The organism is Klebsiella sp. CN_Kp100, from assembly GCF_040065315.1.
Taxonomy (GTDB): Bacteria; Pseudomonadota; Gammaproteobacteria; order Enterobacterales; family Enterobacteriaceae; genus Klebsiella; species Klebsiella oxytoca.
Genome location: NZ_JBEAIJ010000004.1, coordinates 108,399 through 125,281 on the forward strand (window position 1 = coordinate 108,399; position 16,883 = coordinate 125,281).

The window sequence follows — 16,883 nt, forward strand, 5'->3', positions numbered from 1 at the left end:
TATTCATTTGCAACCCCGCATCATAAATCTTTCTCTCAGAAGGTGGAGGCAATCACGGCGGTATGTGACAATAGAAGTATCTGCGACACATTATGAGGAACGAGCCATGGCTAACCCGGAATTACTGGAAGAACAGCGTGAAGAAACGCGTCTGATTATTGAAGAACTGCTCGAAGACGGCAGCGATCCTGACGCGCTGTACACCATTGAACACCATCTTTCTGCCGATGATTTCGAAACGCTGGAAAAAGTGGCGGTCGAGGCCTTCAAGCTGGGTTATGAAGTGACTGAGCCAGAAGAGCTGGAAGTTGAAGAGGGTGATACCGTGATTTGCTGCGATATCCTCAGCGAATCCGCGCTGAATGCCGAGCTGATCGATGCCCAGGTTGAGCAGCTGATGACCCTGGCGGAAAAATACGACGTCGAGTACGACGGCTGGGGTACCTACTACGAAGATCCTAACGGGGAAGAAGGCGATGACGACGAAGATCTCGTTGATGAAGACGACGACGGCGTCCGCCACTAAGTAGCAGAGGTATACGGCGGCACGGTATGCCGCCGTATAGCAAGGAACTTCAATGGATTACCCGCAAATACTCGCTCCGATTTTAAGCTTTCTGCATTGCCCAACACCTCAGGCGTGGATTGATGAAGCCCGTAAACCGGAAAACCTCCCGCTGCTGTTGACCGACCATATGGTGTGCGAACTGAAAGCGGCGCAAAACGCCATGCTGCTGGTGCGTCGATACGTCGCGGATAAAGCAGGCGCGGATGAACTGCTGGCCTGCCTGAAGCCGTACGAGGACTTTACCTACCGCTGGGGGCCGGAACCGGATTTCGTCGCGCTGCATAAGCAGATAAATAAAAGCGCTATGCCGCAGACCGACGATCCCTGGGGACGTCAGCTACTCGACAGCATGATCCTGCTAATCAAAGAAGAGCTGCATCACTTCTGGCAGGTGAGGGAAATTATGCTTTCCCGCGATATCCCATACGTCAAAATCACCGCCAGTAACTATGCTCGCGGGCTGCGCCGGGAAGTGCGTTCGCATGAACCGGTCATGTTGATCGATAAACTCATCTGCGGAGCCTATATAGAAGCCCGCTCCTGCGAGCGTTTTGCCGCGCTGGCGCCATGGCTGGATGACGATCTGCAAAAGTTTTATCTGTCGCTGCTGCGCTCTGAAGCGCGCCACTATCAGGACTATCTGGATTTGGCGCAGAGGATTGCCGGGGATGATATCAGTGAACGCGTACGCCAGCTTGGCGAGGCGGAAGCGGCGCTCATTAACGCGCCCGAGGCGGAGTTTCGCTTTCACAGCGGCGTGCCCGCCTGAGCGTCAGGCCGCAGCTTCACCGCAGCGGCCTGACGATCCATTACAGATTGGCGTTTTTATCTTTTTCTGCTGTCGCGGCGGCTTTGGGCGCGCCGAGGGTGGTTTTAAACCAGTTCACTACCCGTTCAATAACCGGCTTCTGATACCAGCTGTCATCGCCGTGCTCCGCGCCTTCCAGCAGCACGTAATCGGCCGGGTTATCCTCTTTCTTCAGCGCACGATAGAGCTGTTGACTTTGTACCGGTGAAACCAGAGTGTCGGCGCTGCCGTGCATAATTAAAAATGGCGGCTTTTTACCGCGAATATGGCCCATCGGGCTGGCAGCCAGCGCTTTTTGCGGGTCACTGGCAATCGTCGCTCCCGGCCAGTCGCGAAAGGCGCTACCGTGGACCAGCAGCGCTTCAGTGACTGCAGGTGACTGGTGCACTTTTTGAATCGCCTGCGGAAAACCTTCGCCGATATTCAACAGATTCGAAATTCCGTACAGCGTGGCGGCGGCCTGCACGTCCGATGACTGCGCCAGGTTATCGCCACGATCGAACGTTTTGTCGCCATTGGTAAGCGCCAGCATCTGCGCCATATAGCCGCCTGCGGAATCCCCCAGCACGCCAATACGCGACGGATCTATACCGTATTCCGCTGCATGTTCGCGCAGATAGCGAACGGCGGCTTTACCATCGATAATCGGGGCCGGGAAGGTATCGGGAACCGTACGGTATTCCGCCGCCGCGACGACGAATCCCGCCGACGCCAGCGCCATACGCATCTCGATAAACTTATTCCAGGCCGCGCTGGTGAAACCGCCGCCGGGGAAATAGACGATTGCCGGTTTCAGATCGCCGTTACGCGGCACCAGCAAAGACATATGCAGTTGACGAACGGCGACGGTGCTTTTTACCTGGCTATATACGATTTCGTTGAGCGCATCGATACGGCCCCGTGTTTTTTCCACGCGGATGATCTGAGCGCCTTCGGTATTGCCAGCGAGTTCGCCGGCGTTAACGCTGGAAGCCATGCCGGCAAGTATCATGCTGCCGGTGAGCAGGAGGGAGAGTTTTTTCATTGTGTTCTATCCTGAGCAAGGCCTGCCGCGGCGGCAGGCTAAAAGATCCAATGCTCGAAGAGTGTATTAGCGAACACGTGCGGTGAATAACGCTCTTTTTGCATGAAAACCATGCGTTTTTTCGATTAATCCGCATCGCCTTTTCGCTGGCGCTACAGCATTTTCAGCATCCTGACTTCGCAGTCAACGTGGCCGGTGCAGCCCAGCGGCTCAGCAATATGCTCGAAGCCAAGGTGTTCATATAAACCGATCGCTTCTTTAAGGAAAGCGGTGGTTTCCAGATAACAGCGTTTGAATCCCTGCTGGCGGGCGTGATCCAGGGCCATCAGCGCCAGCTTTTTCGCCAGCCCCTGGCCGCGCGCGGAGGTCATAAAATACATTTTCTGGAGTTCGCAGATATCGGGCTCGCTACAGGTCAGAGGCGCAACCCCGCCGCCGCCAACAACCTGACCGTTTTGCTCAACTACCCAATAGGCGGCGCCCGGCTGGCTATATAGCTCATAGAGTTCATCCAGATTCGGATCGGCTACCGTATAGCCTTTGTCGGCGGTCAGGCCATATTCAGCGGAAACCTGGCGGATAACAGCGGCTATCGCCGGATTATCATTAGCCGTGATGCGGCGCAGGGTTAGCGGTAGGGTTGCGCTCGTATTCATGTGAAGACTCATTGCAAAATAATGACGGATAATGTTGTTAATAACACTGCTGGAGGGGAGAGTGCAAGCGAGGATCTTTCACAGAAAACGCCCCTTATCCGAATGGATAAGGGGCGAGTGAATTACAGCGCGGCGATAACCGCCTGCTGCTCAATCAGCTTCGCTTTCGCTTCCGCATAACCTTCCAGCTTCTCACGCTCTTTGGCGATCACCGCTTCCGGCGCGCGGGCCACAAAGCCTTCGTTGGAAAGTTTGCTTTCGATACGGCTAATCTCGCCTTCGATTTTGCTCACTTCTTTCGCCAGGCGCGCCAGCTCATCTTCTTTATTGATGAGGCCAGCCATCGGGATCAGCAGCTCGGCGCCGTCGATAATTTTGGTCACGGAAACCGGACCTTTATCATCGGCCGGCAGCACGGTGATGCTTTCCAGACGCGCCAGGTTCAACAGGAAGCTGCGGTTATCGTTCACGCGACGAATCGCGGCATCGCTGCAGCCGCGCAGCAGCAGCTCAAGCGGCTTACCAGGGGCGATGTTCATTTCCGCACGGATGTTACGCACGGCGACGATCGCCTGCTTCAGCCATTCGGTATCGGCCAGCGCCGCTTCGTCAACCTGAGACGCATCGTACTGCGGGAACGGCTGCAGCATGATGGTATCGGCAGTGATACCGCAAATGACCTTCACGCGCTGCCAGATGGTCTCGGTGATGAACGGAATAATCGGGTGCGCCAGGCGCAGCAGACCTTCCAGAACGGTCACCAGCGTGTGACGGGTGCCGCGCAGCTCAGACTCGGAACCGCCGTTCATTACCGGCTTGGTCAGCTCCAGATACCAGTCGCAGAACTGATTCCAGGTAAACTCGTACAGAATGCCTGCGGCGATATCGAAGCGGAAGCCGTCCAGCGCTTCGCGGTAGGCTTTGATGGTCTGGTTGAATTCCGCAAGGATCCAGCGGTCCGCCAGCGACAGGGTCATTTCGCCGCCGTTAAAGCCGCAATCCTGATCTTCGGTATTCATCAGCACAAAGCGGCTGGCGTTCCACAGCTTATTACAGAAGTTACGGTAACCTTCCAGACGCTTCATATCCCAGTTAATGTCGCGGCCGGTAGAGGCCAGCGCCGCCAGGGTAAAGCGCAGGGCGTCGGTACCATGCGGCTCAATGCCGTTCGGGAACTGTTTCTCGGTGCGTTTGGCGATTTTCTCCGCCAGCTGCGGCTGCATCATGTTGCCGGTACGTTTCTCCAGCAGCTCCGGCAGGGAGATGCCATCAACCATATCCAGCGGGTCGATAACGTTGCCCTTCGATTTGGACATCTTCTGGCCTTCGTCATCGCGGATCAAACCGGTCATATAGACGGTTTTAAACGGCACCTGCGGCTTGCCGTTTTCATCTTTGATGAAGTGCATGGTCATCATGATCATGCGGGCAATCCAGAAGAAGATGATGTCGAAGCCGGAAACCATCACGCTGGTCGGATGGAACTGGCGCAGGGCATCGGTGTTTTCCGGCCAGCCGAGAGTGGAGAACGTCCACAGCGCGGAGGAGAACCAGGTATCCAGCACGTCTTCGTCCTGGCGCAGCGCCACGTCGGCGCCGAGGTTATTTTCCTGGCGTACTTCGTCTTCGGTACGGCCAACGTAAACGTTGCCGTCGTTGTCGTACCATGCCGGGATGCGGTGACCCCACCACAGCTGGCGGGAGATACACCAGTCCTGAATGTCGCGCATCCAGGAGAAGTACATGTTTTCGTACTGCTTCGGCACGAACTGAATGTCGCCGTTCTCGACCGCTTCAACCGCCGGTTTAGCCAGCACGTCGGCACGTACGTACCACTGATCGGTGAGCATCGGTTCGATAACGACGCCGCCGCGGTCGCCGTATGGTACGGTCAGATCGTGCGGTTTAATCTCGTCCAGCAGGCCCAGCGCGTCGATGGCGGCAACCACCGCTTTACGCGCGGCAAAGCGCTCCAGCTTCTGGAACTCCGCCGGGATGGCGTTTGAGTAGACGTCGGACTCGTTGCCTTTGGTGTCGTAGACTTCCGCGGTTTCGCGGATATCGCCATCAAAGGTCAGGATGTTGATCATCGGCAGCGCATGACGCTTGCCCACTTCATAGTCGTTAAAGTCGTGCGCCGGGGTGATCTTCACGCAGCCGGTGCCCTTTTCCATATCGGCGTGTTCATCACCAACAATCGGAATACGGCGGTCAACCAGCGGCAGAATGACGAATTTGCCGATAAGGTCTTTATAGCGCGGATCTTCCGGGTTAACGGCCACGCCGGTATCGCCCAGCACGGTTTCCGGACGGGTGGTAGCGACGACCAGATAATCTTTACCGTCAGCGGTTTTCGCGCCGTCGGCCAGCGGATAGCGGATATGCCACATCGAGCCTTTAGACTCGCGGTTTTCCACTTCCAGATCGGAGATGGCGGTACGCAGTTTCGGGTCCCAGTTGACCAGACGCTTGCCGCGATAGATCAGATCTTCTTTGTACAGGCGGACAAAGACTTCTTTTACGGCGTTGGACAGGCCTTCGTCCATGGTGAAGCGCTCGCGCTCCCAGTCCACGGAGTTGCCCAGGCGGCGCATCTGACGGGTAATGGTGCCGCCGGATTCCGCTTTCCACTGCCAGATTTTATCGATAAAGGCGTCGCGACCGTAGTCGTGGCGGGTTTTACCTTCTTCGGCGGCAATCTTACGCTCAACCACCATCTGGGTAGCGATACCCGCGTGGTCGGTACCGGCCTGCCACAGGGTATTTTTACCCTGCATGCGCTGGTAGCGAATCATGGTATCCATGATGGTTTGCTGGAAGGCATGACCCATATGCAAACTGCCGGTGACGTTCGGCGGCGGGATCATGATGCAGAAACTTTCCTGGCTTTCGTCGCCATTGGGTTTGAAATAGCCCTGCTTTTCCCAGTGCTCGTAAAGCGGCTGTTCGATATCTTGGGGGTTGTATGTCTTTTCCATTATTTCCAGGTTGCCGTGTTCAGGTTGAAACCAGCCATGCGGTACGCTTTGTAGCGTTCGCGCGCCAGTTGTTTCAAAGAGTCTTCATAAGGGACGAAGTCTATCACTTCTGTGAAAGCGGTGGCAAAATCTGCAAAGTTTAGCCGCAGGCTAATCAGAATATCCCGCGGGCTGCTGTTGCGTTTTTGCGGCCAGGCGATCTCCACCGGCGCGCCGCCGCGCGGACCTTCCCCCGCCAGATTATGCGGAACGAAACTTTCTGCGGGGCGTGCCCAGAGCGCTTCGTCCAGACGAATGGCCTGCTGCTCATCTTCGCAGGCGATGAGCACGCGTTTACCGCTGCGCCAACGTTCTGCGGCAATGTCACACACCAGCTGTTCAACGGCGCTCAGGCCATCCTGTTGCGTATCATTGTCCAGAAGATAGAACGTTGCGTTTTTCATATATGGGGCTTCTTGTGGTGACTTTAAATGCTTAAGCCGGGCGGCGCTACGCTGACCCGGCCTATAAACGGTATCTTTCCAGAGGCCCGGCAAGCGTAACGCCGCCGGGCATCAGACGGCAATTACTCTTCGCCGGTAAATCCGGCGCGGTTGAGCAGGAACTGCGACAGCATCGCCACCGGACGACCGGTCGCGCCTTTGGCCTTCCCGGAACGCCAGGCGGTGCCGGCAATATCCAGATGCGCCCAGTTGTATTTACGGGTAAAGCGCGCCAGGAAGCAGCCTGCGGTAATCGCTCCGCCAGGACGGCCGCCGATATTGGCCATATCCGCAAAATTTGACTCCAGCTGTTCCTGGAACTCGTCGGCAAGCGGCAGACGCCATGCGCGATCGCCCGCCAGTTCGGACGCGCCGATCAGCTCGTGGGCCAGCGGATTGTGATTCGACATCAGGCCGGTGATGTAGTGGCCGAGCGCGATCACGCAGGCGCCGGTCAGGGTGGCCACGTCGATAACCGTTTCCGGCTCGAAACGCTCAACGTAAGTCAGCACATCGCACAGCACCAGGCGACCTTCGGCATCGGTGTTCAGCACTTCCACCGTTTGCCCGGACATCGTGGTCAACACGTCGCCAGGACGATAGGCGCGGCCGCCAGGCATGTTTTCACATCCGGCCAGCACGCCGACAACGTTCAACGGCAACTGAAGTTCCGCCACCATGCGCATCACGCCGTACACCGCCGCCGCGCCGCACATATCGTATTTCATCTCGTCCATGCCTTCTGAAGGCTTGATGGAGATACCGCCGGAGTCAAAGGTCAGGCCTTTACCCACCAGCACGATAGGCCGCGCGTCTTCTGCCGGGTTACCTTTGTATTCGATAACCGACATCAGCGATTCGTTCTGCGAGCCGTTGCCGACCGCCAGATAAGAGTTCATTCCCAGCTCTTTCATCTGCTGCTCGCCGATAACGCGGGTAATGACGTTCTTACTATAGGTATCGGCCAGCTGGCGCGCCTGGGAGGCCAGATACGCGGCGTTACAGATGTTGGGCGGCATGTTGCCCAGATCTTTCGCCGCTTTGATGCCGGCGGCGATCGCCAGACCGTGCTGGATAGCGCGTTCGCCGCTGGTCAGCTCGCGACGGGTGGGAACGTTGAAGACCATTTTACGCAGCGGGCGACGCGGCTCGCTTTTGTTGGTTTTTAACTGGTCGAAGCTGTATAGCGTCTCTTTGGCGGTCTCGACGGCCTGACGCACTTTCCAGTAGTTATTGCGGCCTTTGACGTGCAGTTCGGTCAGGAAGCAGACGGCCTCCATTGAACCAGTATCATTCAGCGTATTGATGGTTTTCTGAATAACCTGCTTATACTGACGCTCGTCCAGCTCGCGTTCTTTACCGCAGCCAATAAGCAGAATGCGCTCCGACAGAATGTTCGGCACATGGTGCAGCAATAAAGTCTGGCCAGGTTTGCCTTCCAGCTCGCCGCGACGCAGCAGGGCGCTGATATAACCGTCGCTAATTTTATCAAGCTGTTCGGCGATGGGGGAGAGACGACGTGGTTCAAAGACGCCGACCACGATACAGGCGCTCCGCTGCTTCTCCGGGCTACCGCTTTTTACACTGAACTCCATGCACTACGCTCCTGAATCTTAAAGACAACGACGGTGGCTACGGATAGAATTGAAAGCTTTCGTAACTCATGTCCGCTGTTGTGGTGACTTCGTGTTAATCTTAACGTTATTACGGCCTTGGTTCGTCAGAAAAGATCCTGATACGCAGAACCAGCGAGTCATTTAATCTTAGCGATGTTTTCGACGACTAAAGAGAATAAATGACGTTTAAGCCATGAAACAAGCAATTTTCCTGCAATAAAACGGGTTTTTACGGGCGTATTTATAGTGATAATCATAAGATATCTGGTTCGTGAGACGCTGAAAAGCCAGTTGGCGATCCTATTCATCCTGCTACTCATTTTCTTCTGTCAGAAACTGGTCAGGATCCTCGGCGCCGCTGTTGATGGCGATATCCCGACAAATCTGGTGCTCTCGCTGTTAGGGCTGGGCGTACCTGAAATGGCGCAGCTTATTCTGCCCCTGAGTTTATTCCTCGGGCTGCTGATGACGCTGGGCAAACTGTATACCGAAAGCGAAATCACGGTGATGCACGCCTGCGGCCTGAGTAAGGCCGTGCTGGTGAAATCCGCCATGATCCTTGCGCTCTTTACGGGCATTATCGCGGCGGTCAACGTGATGTGGGCGGGGCCCTGGTCGTCCCGTCATCAGGATGAAGTGCTGGCGGAAGCGAAAGCAAACCCCGGCATGGCCGCGCTGGCCCAAGGCCAGTTCCAGCAGGCCAGCGACGGCAGCGCAGTGCTGTTTATTGAGAACGTCAACGGCAACCGTTTCAGCGACGTCTTCCTTGCCCAACTGCGGCCGCGAGGCAACGCGCGCCCTTCGGTGGTGGTCGCGGATACCGGCGAGCTCTCGCTGCGTAAAGACGGTTCGCAGGTGGTGACCATGAATCAGGGCACCCGCTTTGAAGGCACCGCGATGCTGCGCGACTTCCGCATTACCGACTTTAAAAACTATCAGGCGATTGTTGGCCATCAGGCGGTGGCCTCCGATCCGAACGATACCGAGCAGATGGATATGCGCACCCTGTGGCGTACCGATACCGATCGCGCCCGGGCGGAGCTGCACTGGCGCTTCACGCTGGTGGCAACGGTATTCATCATGGCGCTAATGGTGGTGCCGCTCAGCGTGGTGAACCCGCGCCAGGGTCGCGTGCTGTCGATGCTGCCGGCGATGCTGCTCTATCTGGTGTTCTTCCTGCTGCAAACGTCGATTAAATCGAGCGGCGGTAAAGGCAAAATGGATCCGATGATCTGGATGTGGGCGGTAAACCTGCTCTATTTCGCGTTGGCCGTGCTGTTGAACCTGTGGGATACGGTGCCGATGCGCCGCTTCCGTGCCCGTTTTAACAAAGGAGCGGCGTGATGCAGGCGTTTGGCGTACTTGACCGTTATATCGGTAAGACGATTTTCAATACCATCATGATGACCCTGTTCATGCTGGTTTCCCTGTCGGGCATCATCAAGTTTGTCGACCAGCTGAAAAAGGCCGGGCAGGGCAACTATGATGCGTTAGGGGCCGGAATCTACACAATTCTCAGTGTGCCGAAAGATATCCAGATCTTCTTCCCGATGGCGGCGCTGCTCGGCGCGCTGCTGGGGTTGGGCATGCTGGCGCAGCGTAGCGAGCTGGTGGTGATGCAGGCTTCCGGCTTTACCCGCCTCCAGGTGGCGCTGTCGGTGATGAAAACCGCGATTCCGCTGGTGCTGCTGACCATGGCGATGGGCGAGTGGGTAGCCCCGCAGGGCGAGCAGATGGCGCGCAACTATCGTGCTCAGCAGATGTACGGCGGTTCGCTGCTTTCCACTCAGCAGGGCCTGTGGGCGAAAGACGGCCATAACTTTGTTTATATCGAGCGGGTAAAAGGTAACGATGAGCTGGGCGGAGTGAGCATCTACGCGTTTAACGACCAGCGCCGTCTGCAGTCCGTTCGCTACGCCGCTTCGGCAAAATTCGATACCGAAAATAAGCTCTGGCGACTGTCGCAGGTGGATGAATCCGACCTGACCGATCCGAAACAGGTCACGGGGACGCAGACCGTCAGCGGGACCTGGAAGACCAACCTGACGCCGGATAAGCTTGGCGTGGTGGCGCTGGATCCGGATGCGTTGTCAATCAGCGGCCTGCACAACTATGTTACCTATCTGAAGTCCAGCGGTCAGGATCCGGGCCGCTATCAGCTCAATATGTGGAGCAAAATCTTCCAGCCGCTGTCGGTGGCGGTGATGATGCTGATGGCGCTGTCGTTTATCTTTGGCCCGCTGCGTAGCGTGCCGATGGGCGTCAGAGTCGTGACCGGGATCAGCTTCGGCTTTATCTTCTACGTGCTGGACCAGATTTTTGGCCCGCTCACCCTGGTCTACGGCATCCCGCCGATAATCGGCGCGCTGTTGCCGAGCGCCAGCTTCTTCTTGCTGAGCCTCTGGCTGATGATGCGTAAATCCTGACGTAACGCGCCCCCTTCCTGAATCAGAAAGGGGGCGTTTTTTTAGCGTTTCCGTCCGCCAAGTAAGCTTCCCAGCATTCCCCTGACTATCTGCCTGGTGACCTGACGCACCGCGCTCTTCGCTGCCGTTTGCACAATGCCGTCGCGTTTGCCGCCGCGCGGCCCGGTAGTGCCGAACAGGATATCTTTGAGCCCGCCGAGCACGCCGTCGTCATCGCCGTTTGGCTGGCCTTTTGCGGGCGGGGATTGCTGCTGCTCAGTTGTGGTCTGCACGCCCTGCTGCAGCATTTCAAACGCCGATTCACGGTCGATCTCTTCTTCATATTTTCCGTACAGCGGCGAGTGGTTAAGCAGTCCGTTACGTTCGTCATCGGTGACCGGGCCCATGCGCGAGCAGGGCGCGATAACCATCGCCCGCTCTACTATCGAGGGGCTGCCTTTCTCATCAAGAAAGGAGATCAGCGCCTCGCCGGTGCCCAGCTCCTGGATCGCCTGCTCGGTGCTGAACGCCGGATTCGCGCGCATAGTTTGCGCGGCGGTTTTTACCGCTTTTTGGTCTTTCGGCGTGAAAGCGCGCAGGGCGTGCTGCACCCGATTGCCCAGTTGACCCAGCACCGCATCGGGAATGTCCGCCGGGTTTTGTGAAACAAAATAGACTCCGACGGCTTTAGAACGAATCAGGCGGATGACCTGCTCGATTTTATCCAGCAGCACCTGGGGCGCATCGTTAAACAGCAGATGCGCCTCATCGAAGAAAAAGACCAGCTTTGGCTTTTCCTGGTCACCGGCCTCCGGCAGACGTTCGTAAAGCTCGGAAAGCATCCACAGCAGGCTGGCGGCGTACAGCTTCGGCATCTGATAGAGCTTTTCCGCGCTCAGGATATTAATTACCCCTTTACCCTGCGCATCAACGCGCATCCAGTCCTGGATATCGAGCATGGGTTCGCCGAAAAAGTGTTCTGCACCCTGCTGCTCCAGGGTCAGCAATCCGCGCTGAATCGCCCCGACGGAGGCGCTGCTGATGTTGCCGTACTGGTTCTGAAAAGCTTTGGCGTTGTCGCCAATGTGTTGGGTAATCGCGCGCAGGTCTTTAAAGTCGAGCAGCAGCAGCCCGCGGTCGTCGGCGATCCGGAAGATGATATTCAATACCCCGGACTGAACCTCATTGAGGTTGAGCAGGCGAGCCAGCAGCAGCGGCCCGAGATCGGAAACCGTGGCGCGAACCGGGTGGCCTTTCTCGCCAAAGATATCCCATAGCACTACCGGATTAGCATGCGGCTGCCAGTCCGTTGCGCCGATTTTTTCCAGCCGCGCCTGCAGTTTTTCCGAACTTTGGCCCGCCTCAGCGATACCGGTGAGGTCGCCTTTCACATCGGCCATAAATACCGGAACGCCGATTTCCGAGAAAGATTCCGCCAGCTTTTGCAGCGTGACGGTTTTACCGGTCCCCGTGGCGCCGGTAATTAAGCCGTGGCGGTTCGCCATAGCGGGCAATAAATGCAGCTGTTTTTCCAGCGTGCGTGCAATCAGCAGCGGTGAGCTCATGAGCGATTTCTCCATTTATCCTGCTGCGAGTATAGGCAACCTGATAGCAAAAGTGGGGAGATCGCGCACGCCTTCGCTTATTCCCTTCAGGCGCAGTGGCGCTGAATTAACGCGATACTGTGCTCGATTTCGCGGCGGATATCGTCTTCGCTCCAGTTTGCCAGCTCCGGTGAGAAGGGCTCGAACGCATATACGCCCTGATAGCCGCGGGCCTCCAGGCTTTTGACCTGCTCGCAGCTTTGCAGCTGGTCTTTTTCGGTCAGCATAATGCGTTCGTTGTCGGTCAGGGTTTCGCGCGGGCGGGTATCTTCTACGCCGGAAAGATGCACCAGGCCGATTTCGTCGACATCCACCTGGCTAAACTCCTGCTCCGCCTGCGGATAAAGATGATGGTGAAACGTATCGATCAGCAGCTTAAACGGCACCCGTGCGTCGTGAATCAGCGTTTGCGCCTGCGCCGAGGAGCGCAGCGAGCTTTGCGGGAAGCCGAGCGGCTCGACGAGTCCCTCAATGCCATAGAAGGCGAATAGCGGTGCCAGGTCGCGCAGGGCGTTAAGGGTTTCGCTCGCCGGAACCTCGGTACCATCGTTCAGCGGGCACAGCACCAGCGATTTCGCGCCGACGGCTTTGGCCTCTTTTAGCAGGGACTCCGTCAGGCTGCGAACCTCTGCGGTGCGGCAGTTGAAAGGATAAACCGCGTTGATAGTGAGGATCTCAATATGGTAGCGGTCAGCCAGTTCACGAACCTGCTGGTGGCTCAGGTCGTCGGTCACTTTTCCGCTGGGGAGGTCGTTACGTAGCTCGACTTTGTTTAGCCCGAGGCTGTTCACCAGCCGGAAGAAGGCCTCAATGCTGAGGGAAGGGGCAATCTTGCGGTTGATACAGAAACGCTGTGCTGCAATAGCCATTTTGACTCTCCTGAAATAGATAGTTCGGCTTCGTTCGATTACCCCATAGTCAAAACATTTATTCCAAAATTAGCAATGCATGAAATGGCGAATTTTTGAGCCGACTCGCAAAATATTTTTCTTGGCTTCTTTCATTGCGGCGGGTTCCAGAAGGCGCTACGCCTGTTCTCTTTTTATGGGGGCTTTGCCTGTAAGACATCGTTTCCTTACAAGAAAATGCGACCATCATCACCAAAATACAATTTCATTAATGATGAATATTGAAATATTAATTTCATTTTACTACGGTACAACACAGCAGATCCAGTAATGGGCCGTACTGCGTTGGCCCCCGATACCCCATACATATGAGGCGAGAGCATGACTATCACAGGAAACTTTATTGGCGGGAAGACCGTTACCAGCGGCAGCAACAATACAATGCCGGTTTTCGACCCCGCGACGGGCAAAGTGGTCCGCGAAGTCACGTTATCGACCGCGCAGGAAGTCTCCGATGCGATTCAGGTGGCGCATGATGCTTTTGATGGCTGGTCGCGTACCACGCCGCTGCGCCGGGCCCGCGTGCTGTTTAATTTTAAAATGTTACTTGAACAGCACGCTGAAGAGCTGGCGGGGATTATCGTCAGCGAACACGGTAAAGTCTTTTCCGATGCGATGGGCGAACTGACGCGCGGCATGGAAGTCGTTGAGTTTGCCTGCGGGATTCCGCACCTGATCAAAGGCGAGTTCTCATCGGATGTCGGCACCGGCGTCGATAGCTATTCTCTGATGCAGCCGCTGGGCGTAGTGGCGGGCATTACGCCGTTCAACTTCCCGGCGATGGTTCCGATGTGGATGTTCCCGCTGGCGCTGGCCTGCGGCAACAGCTTTATCCTTAAGCCGCCAGCGCTGGCCCCTGGCGCTGCGGTGCGCCTGGCGGAGTTGCTGAAAGAAGCGGGGCTGCCGGACGGCGTCTTTAACGTGGTGCACTGCAGCAATGAAGATGCTGAGCAGCTGTACAAGGATCCGCGTATTGCGGCGGTAAGCTTTGTGGGATCTTCCGGCGTGGCGGAGCATATTTATAAAACCGCCAGCGCTTATGGTAAGCGCGTTCAGGCATTTGGCGCGGCGAAAAACCACGCGATTGTGATGCCGGATGCCGATCTTGATGCCACCGTGAATGCGATAATGGGCGGCGCGTTCGGCTCTGCGGGCGAGCGCTGCATGGCGCTGCCGGTGGTCGTCGCTGTGGGCGATGAAACGGCAGATAAACTCATTGCGCGCCTCAAGCCGCTGGTGGAGTCCCTGAAGGTCGGCCCGGGCTGTATGCGCGGAAAAGAAGAGAACGAAATGGGTCCGGTCGTCTCAGAGGCGCATCAGAAAAAAGTGCTGGGATATATTGATAAAGGCGTCAGCGAAGGGGCGACGCTGGTGGTTGACGGGCGCAAGCTGCGAGTTGCTGGTTTCGAAGAGGGTTACTACGTTGGCGGAACGCTGTTCGACAACGTGACGCCGGAAATGACTATCTGGCGCGAAGAGATTTTTGGCCCGGTACTGGGTATTGTCCGCGTGGCGGACTACCACAGCGCGCTGGAGCTGGTAAACAGCCATGAGTTCGGCAACGGCAGCGCCGTCTTTACCAGCAACGGCCACACCGCGCGTGAGTTTGTACATGATGTCCAGGCCGGAATGGTTGGGGTCAACGTGCCGGTACCCGTTCCAATGGCCTTCCATAGCTTTGGCGGCTGGAAACGCTCCGTATTTGGTGCACTGAACGTGCATGGGCCGGATGGCGTGCGTTTCTATACGCGTATGAAAACCGCCACCGTCCGCTGGCCGCAGGGTCAGCAAACCGTATCTGAATTCAGCATGCCGACGTTAGGCTAATCGGCGAAGGAGAATGCCATGTCTTTACTGGCTAAAGCAAAAAAAGAAGGGCAGATTCAGCACATCACCCCGCAGAGCGCGGGGTGGAAGTACATTGGTTTTGATGTCTGGATGTTAAAGAAAGGGCAAACCGTTACCCTGGAAAGCGGCGATCGCGAGCTGTGCCTGGTGCTGGTCGCCGGGCTGGCTTCGGTAAAAACCTCGCAGGCCGATTTTCCGAATCTGGGCCAGCGTATGTCGCCGTTTGAGCGGACTCCGCCCTGGTCAGTTTACGTGCCGCCGCAGGATAAAGTCGAAGTGACGGCAGATTCTGACCTTGAGCTGGCGGTATGCAGCGCCCCGGGTAAAGGAACTTTACCGGCTCGAGTTATCTCCCCGCAGGACGTGGGCGTAGAGCATCGCGGTAAAGGGCGTAACCAGCGGCTGGTGCACAATATTCTGCCGGATAGCGCGCAGGCGGACTGCCTGCTGGTGGTGGAGGTTTACACTGACGAAGGAGCGACCAGCTCATGGCCGTCGCACAAGCACGACACGGCGCTGCCGGGTCAGGAAACCCAGTTGGAAGAGACCTACTACCACCGTTTCGATCCGCCGCAGGGTTTTGCCTTCCAGCGCGTCTATACCGATGACCGTAGCCTTGATGCCTGTATGGCTCCCTACAACCACGATGTGGTCATGGTACCGCGCGGCTACCATCCGGTAGCGGCGATTGCCGGGTATGACAGCTACTATCTGAACGTGATGGCCGGTCCGGATCGCAAATGGATGTTTACCTGGGAAGAGGATCACGCGTGGATCAACAGCCCTGATTATCCCCGCCACGATTAACAACCGTTGATGACAAAAAGGCCGGTTAGCTATGCTAGCCGGCCTTTTTGATCCTGTAGCCCGAATAAGATCGTCGTCGCAATTCTGCCACATCCCCGGCTCGCGCTGCGCTCAGCTGGGCTACGGGTTTACCGTCGTCTGCGGACAAGTCGCCCGGATAAGACGTTTACGTCGCAATCCGGGAATAATGAAAAATTTAAGCCAGCTGCTTCGTTTCTGCATCCTTGCTGCTGTTCAGCGCCAGCGAGACTGCCAGCGTCTGAGCCAGACACAGGGAGGCCACCTGCGAGCGGAAACCATCAACCTGCGCCTCGCGCACGACAAAGCAGACGTCGCTGAAGGCCGCCAGCGGGCTGACCTGGCTGTCGGTAATCGCTATCTGACGTGCTTTACGCTGCGCGCCGAGCTCCACCAGTTCAACCACTTCCCGCGCATACGGAGAGAAGCTCACCGCCACGACGACATCTTTCGGCCCGACCAGGCTGAGCTGTTCGGTAAACATGCCGCCCAGACCGTCAATCAGGAACGCTTTACGGTCCAGATGGCGTAGGGCGTAGGTCAGATAGGAGGCGACGCTAAAAGAGCGGCGCAGGCCGATAACGTAGATATTTTCCGCTTCCGCCAACAGCGCGACCGCACGCTGCAGATCGTCGCCGGAGGTCTGCATCGCCAGCTGCTGCAGCGCCTGAGTATTAACCATAGTGAACATATTCAGGATTTCGGTCGGCGTTTCCGGCGGGGTTGCGTCATCCGTGGTGGTCTGGCGGAACAGACGCGCGCGCTCGGTATAGTTAGCAGTCTCTTCCATCAGGTGCTGCTTGAACATCTGCTTCATTTCGTTGAAACCGCTAAAACCAAAGGCGTTAGCGAAGCGGATCAGCGTGGAAGGGGGGACGTCAGCTTGTTGCGCGATAGAGGCCACGGTATCGAAAGCCACGCTATTGCTGTTATCGAGAATATAGCGGGCTACCTGTTTCAGGCGTTTGCTTAACGTATCGTAGCGACGCCTGATTTCATCCTGCAAGATGGTAAGTTGGGTCGGATTATTGGCCATAGATTGCGCTCTGAGAAAATGAAAGGAATATAATTTCCAGTGTATCAAATGAAGCGAATTTTTCATTTACTACGATGAAATACGCGATTCATTTCACGAAGATCCAGAAAAAAGCCCGCATCTTG

The 16,883-nt window shown here is 56.6% G+C and carries 14 protein-coding genes; 6 read left to right on the forward strand and 8 right to left on the reverse strand.

Annotated features, from left to right (window positions below; all coding sequences use genetic code 11):
* Positions 1 to 106 precede the first annotated feature (106 nt).
* Both rraB and miaE read left to right on the forward strand, forming a co-directional pair.
* The gene (gene rraB / locus ABLV12_RS04530) at positions 107 to 526 is read left to right on the forward strand and encodes a ribonuclease E inhibitor RraB (protein ID WP_004108894.1); all 420 of its coding nucleotides are present in this window, start codon (positions 107 to 109) and stop codon (positions 524 to 526) included.
* A 52-nt stretch (positions 527 to 578) separates the two neighbouring features.
* Positions 579 to 1,337 (forward strand): tRNA isopentenyl-2-thiomethyl-A-37 hydroxylase MiaE, encoded by a 759-nt coding sequence (gene miaE, locus ABLV12_RS04535; RefSeq protein ID WP_004117554.1) that lies wholly within the window; start codon positions 579 to 581, stop codon positions 1,335 to 1,337.
* Positions 1,338 to 1,377: 40 nt separating this feature from the next.
* Here the strand turns inward: miaE and ABLV12_RS04540 are convergent, their stop codons facing one another.
* The 5 genes from ABLV12_RS04540 to pepA all read right to left on the reverse strand — a co-directional run bounded on the left by ABLV12_RS04540 (position 1,378) and on the right by pepA (position 8,111).
* Positions 1,378 to 2,400, reverse strand: a complete 1,023-nt coding sequence (locus ABLV12_RS04540) for an alpha/beta hydrolase (RefSeq protein WP_348866811.1) — start codon at positions 2,398 to 2,400, stop codon at positions 1,378 to 1,380.
* Between the two features lie 152 nt (positions 2,401 to 2,552).
* Complete coding sequence (locus ABLV12_RS04545) at positions 2,553 to 3,056, reverse strand: GNAT family N-acetyltransferase (protein WP_160886398.1); 504 nt, start codon at positions 3,054 to 3,056, stop codon at positions 2,553 to 2,555.
* Between the two features lie 122 nt (positions 3,057 to 3,178).
* Positions 3,179 to 6,034 (reverse strand): valine--tRNA ligase, encoded by a 2,856-nt coding sequence (locus tag ABLV12_RS04550; protein ID WP_016808109.1) that lies wholly within the window; start codon positions 6,032 to 6,034, stop codon positions 3,179 to 3,181.
* The gene (holC, locus tag ABLV12_RS04555) at positions 6,034 to 6,477 is read right to left on the reverse strand and encodes a DNA polymerase III subunit chi (RefSeq protein WP_004098129.1); all 444 of its coding nucleotides are present in this window, start codon (positions 6,475 to 6,477) and stop codon (positions 6,034 to 6,036) included. Before holC ends, ABLV12_RS04550 begins: the two co-directional genes overlap by 1 nt.
* A 122-nt stretch (positions 6,478 to 6,599) precedes the next feature.
* Positions 6,600 to 8,111 carry a leucyl aminopeptidase gene (pepA, locus tag ABLV12_RS04560; RefSeq protein WP_348866812.1) on the reverse strand — a complete coding sequence of 504 codons (1,512 nt, stop codon included), beginning with the start codon at positions 8,109 to 8,111 and terminating at the stop codon, positions 6,600 to 6,602.
* A 267-nt stretch (positions 8,112 to 8,378) separates the two neighbouring features.
* On the opposite strand from pepA, the gene lptF reads away from it, so the two are divergent.
* On the forward strand, positions 8,379 to 9,476 hold the full coding sequence (lptF, locus tag ABLV12_RS04565; protein WP_348866813.1) for an LPS export ABC transporter permease LptF: 1,098 nt from the start codon (positions 8,379 to 8,381) through the stop codon (positions 9,474 to 9,476).
* Positions 9,476 to 10,558 carry an LPS export ABC transporter permease LptG gene (gene lptG, locus ABLV12_RS04570; protein ID WP_004108859.1) on the forward strand — a complete coding sequence of 361 codons (1,083 nt, stop codon included), beginning with the start codon at positions 9,476 to 9,478 and terminating at the stop codon, positions 10,556 to 10,558. Before lptF ends, lptG begins: the two co-directional genes overlap by 1 nt.
* A 41-nt stretch (positions 10,559 to 10,599) precedes the next feature.
* On the opposite strand, the gene ABLV12_RS04575 is transcribed toward lptG, so the two are convergent.
* Both ABLV12_RS04575 and ABLV12_RS04580 read right to left on the reverse strand, forming a co-directional pair.
* Complete coding sequence (locus ABLV12_RS04575) at positions 10,600 to 12,102, reverse strand: helicase HerA-like C-terminal domain-containing protein (protein ID WP_348866814.1); 1,503 nt, start codon at positions 12,100 to 12,102, stop codon at positions 10,600 to 10,602.
* A gap of 86 nt (positions 12,103 to 12,188) precedes the next feature.
* On the reverse strand, positions 12,189 to 13,010 hold the full coding sequence (locus tag ABLV12_RS04580; RefSeq protein ID WP_348866816.1) for a TIM barrel protein: 822 nt from the start codon (positions 13,008 to 13,010) through the stop codon (positions 12,189 to 12,191).
* A gap of 360 nt (positions 13,011 to 13,370) precedes the next feature.
* Between ABLV12_RS04580 and ABLV12_RS04585 the strand changes: the two genes are divergently transcribed.
* Entirely contained in the window at positions 13,371 to 14,876 is a 1,506-nt protein-coding gene (locus ABLV12_RS04585; protein ID WP_160886406.1) for a CoA-acylating methylmalonate-semialdehyde dehydrogenase, read from the forward strand.
* Positions 14,877 to 14,894: 18 nt separating this feature from the next.
* On the forward strand, positions 14,895 to 15,704 hold the full coding sequence (gene iolB, locus ABLV12_RS04590) for a 5-deoxy-glucuronate isomerase (protein ID WP_004108848.1): 810 nt from the start codon (positions 14,895 to 14,897) through the stop codon (positions 15,702 to 15,704).
* Between the two features lie 196 nt (positions 15,705 to 15,900).
* Here the strand turns inward: iolB and ABLV12_RS04595 are convergent, their stop codons facing one another.
* The gene (locus ABLV12_RS04595) at positions 15,901 to 16,758 is read right to left on the reverse strand and encodes a MurR/RpiR family transcriptional regulator (protein ID WP_004098142.1); all 858 of its coding nucleotides are present in this window, start codon (positions 16,756 to 16,758) and stop codon (positions 15,901 to 15,903) included.
* Between the last annotated feature and the right edge of the window lie 125 nt (positions 16,759 to 16,883).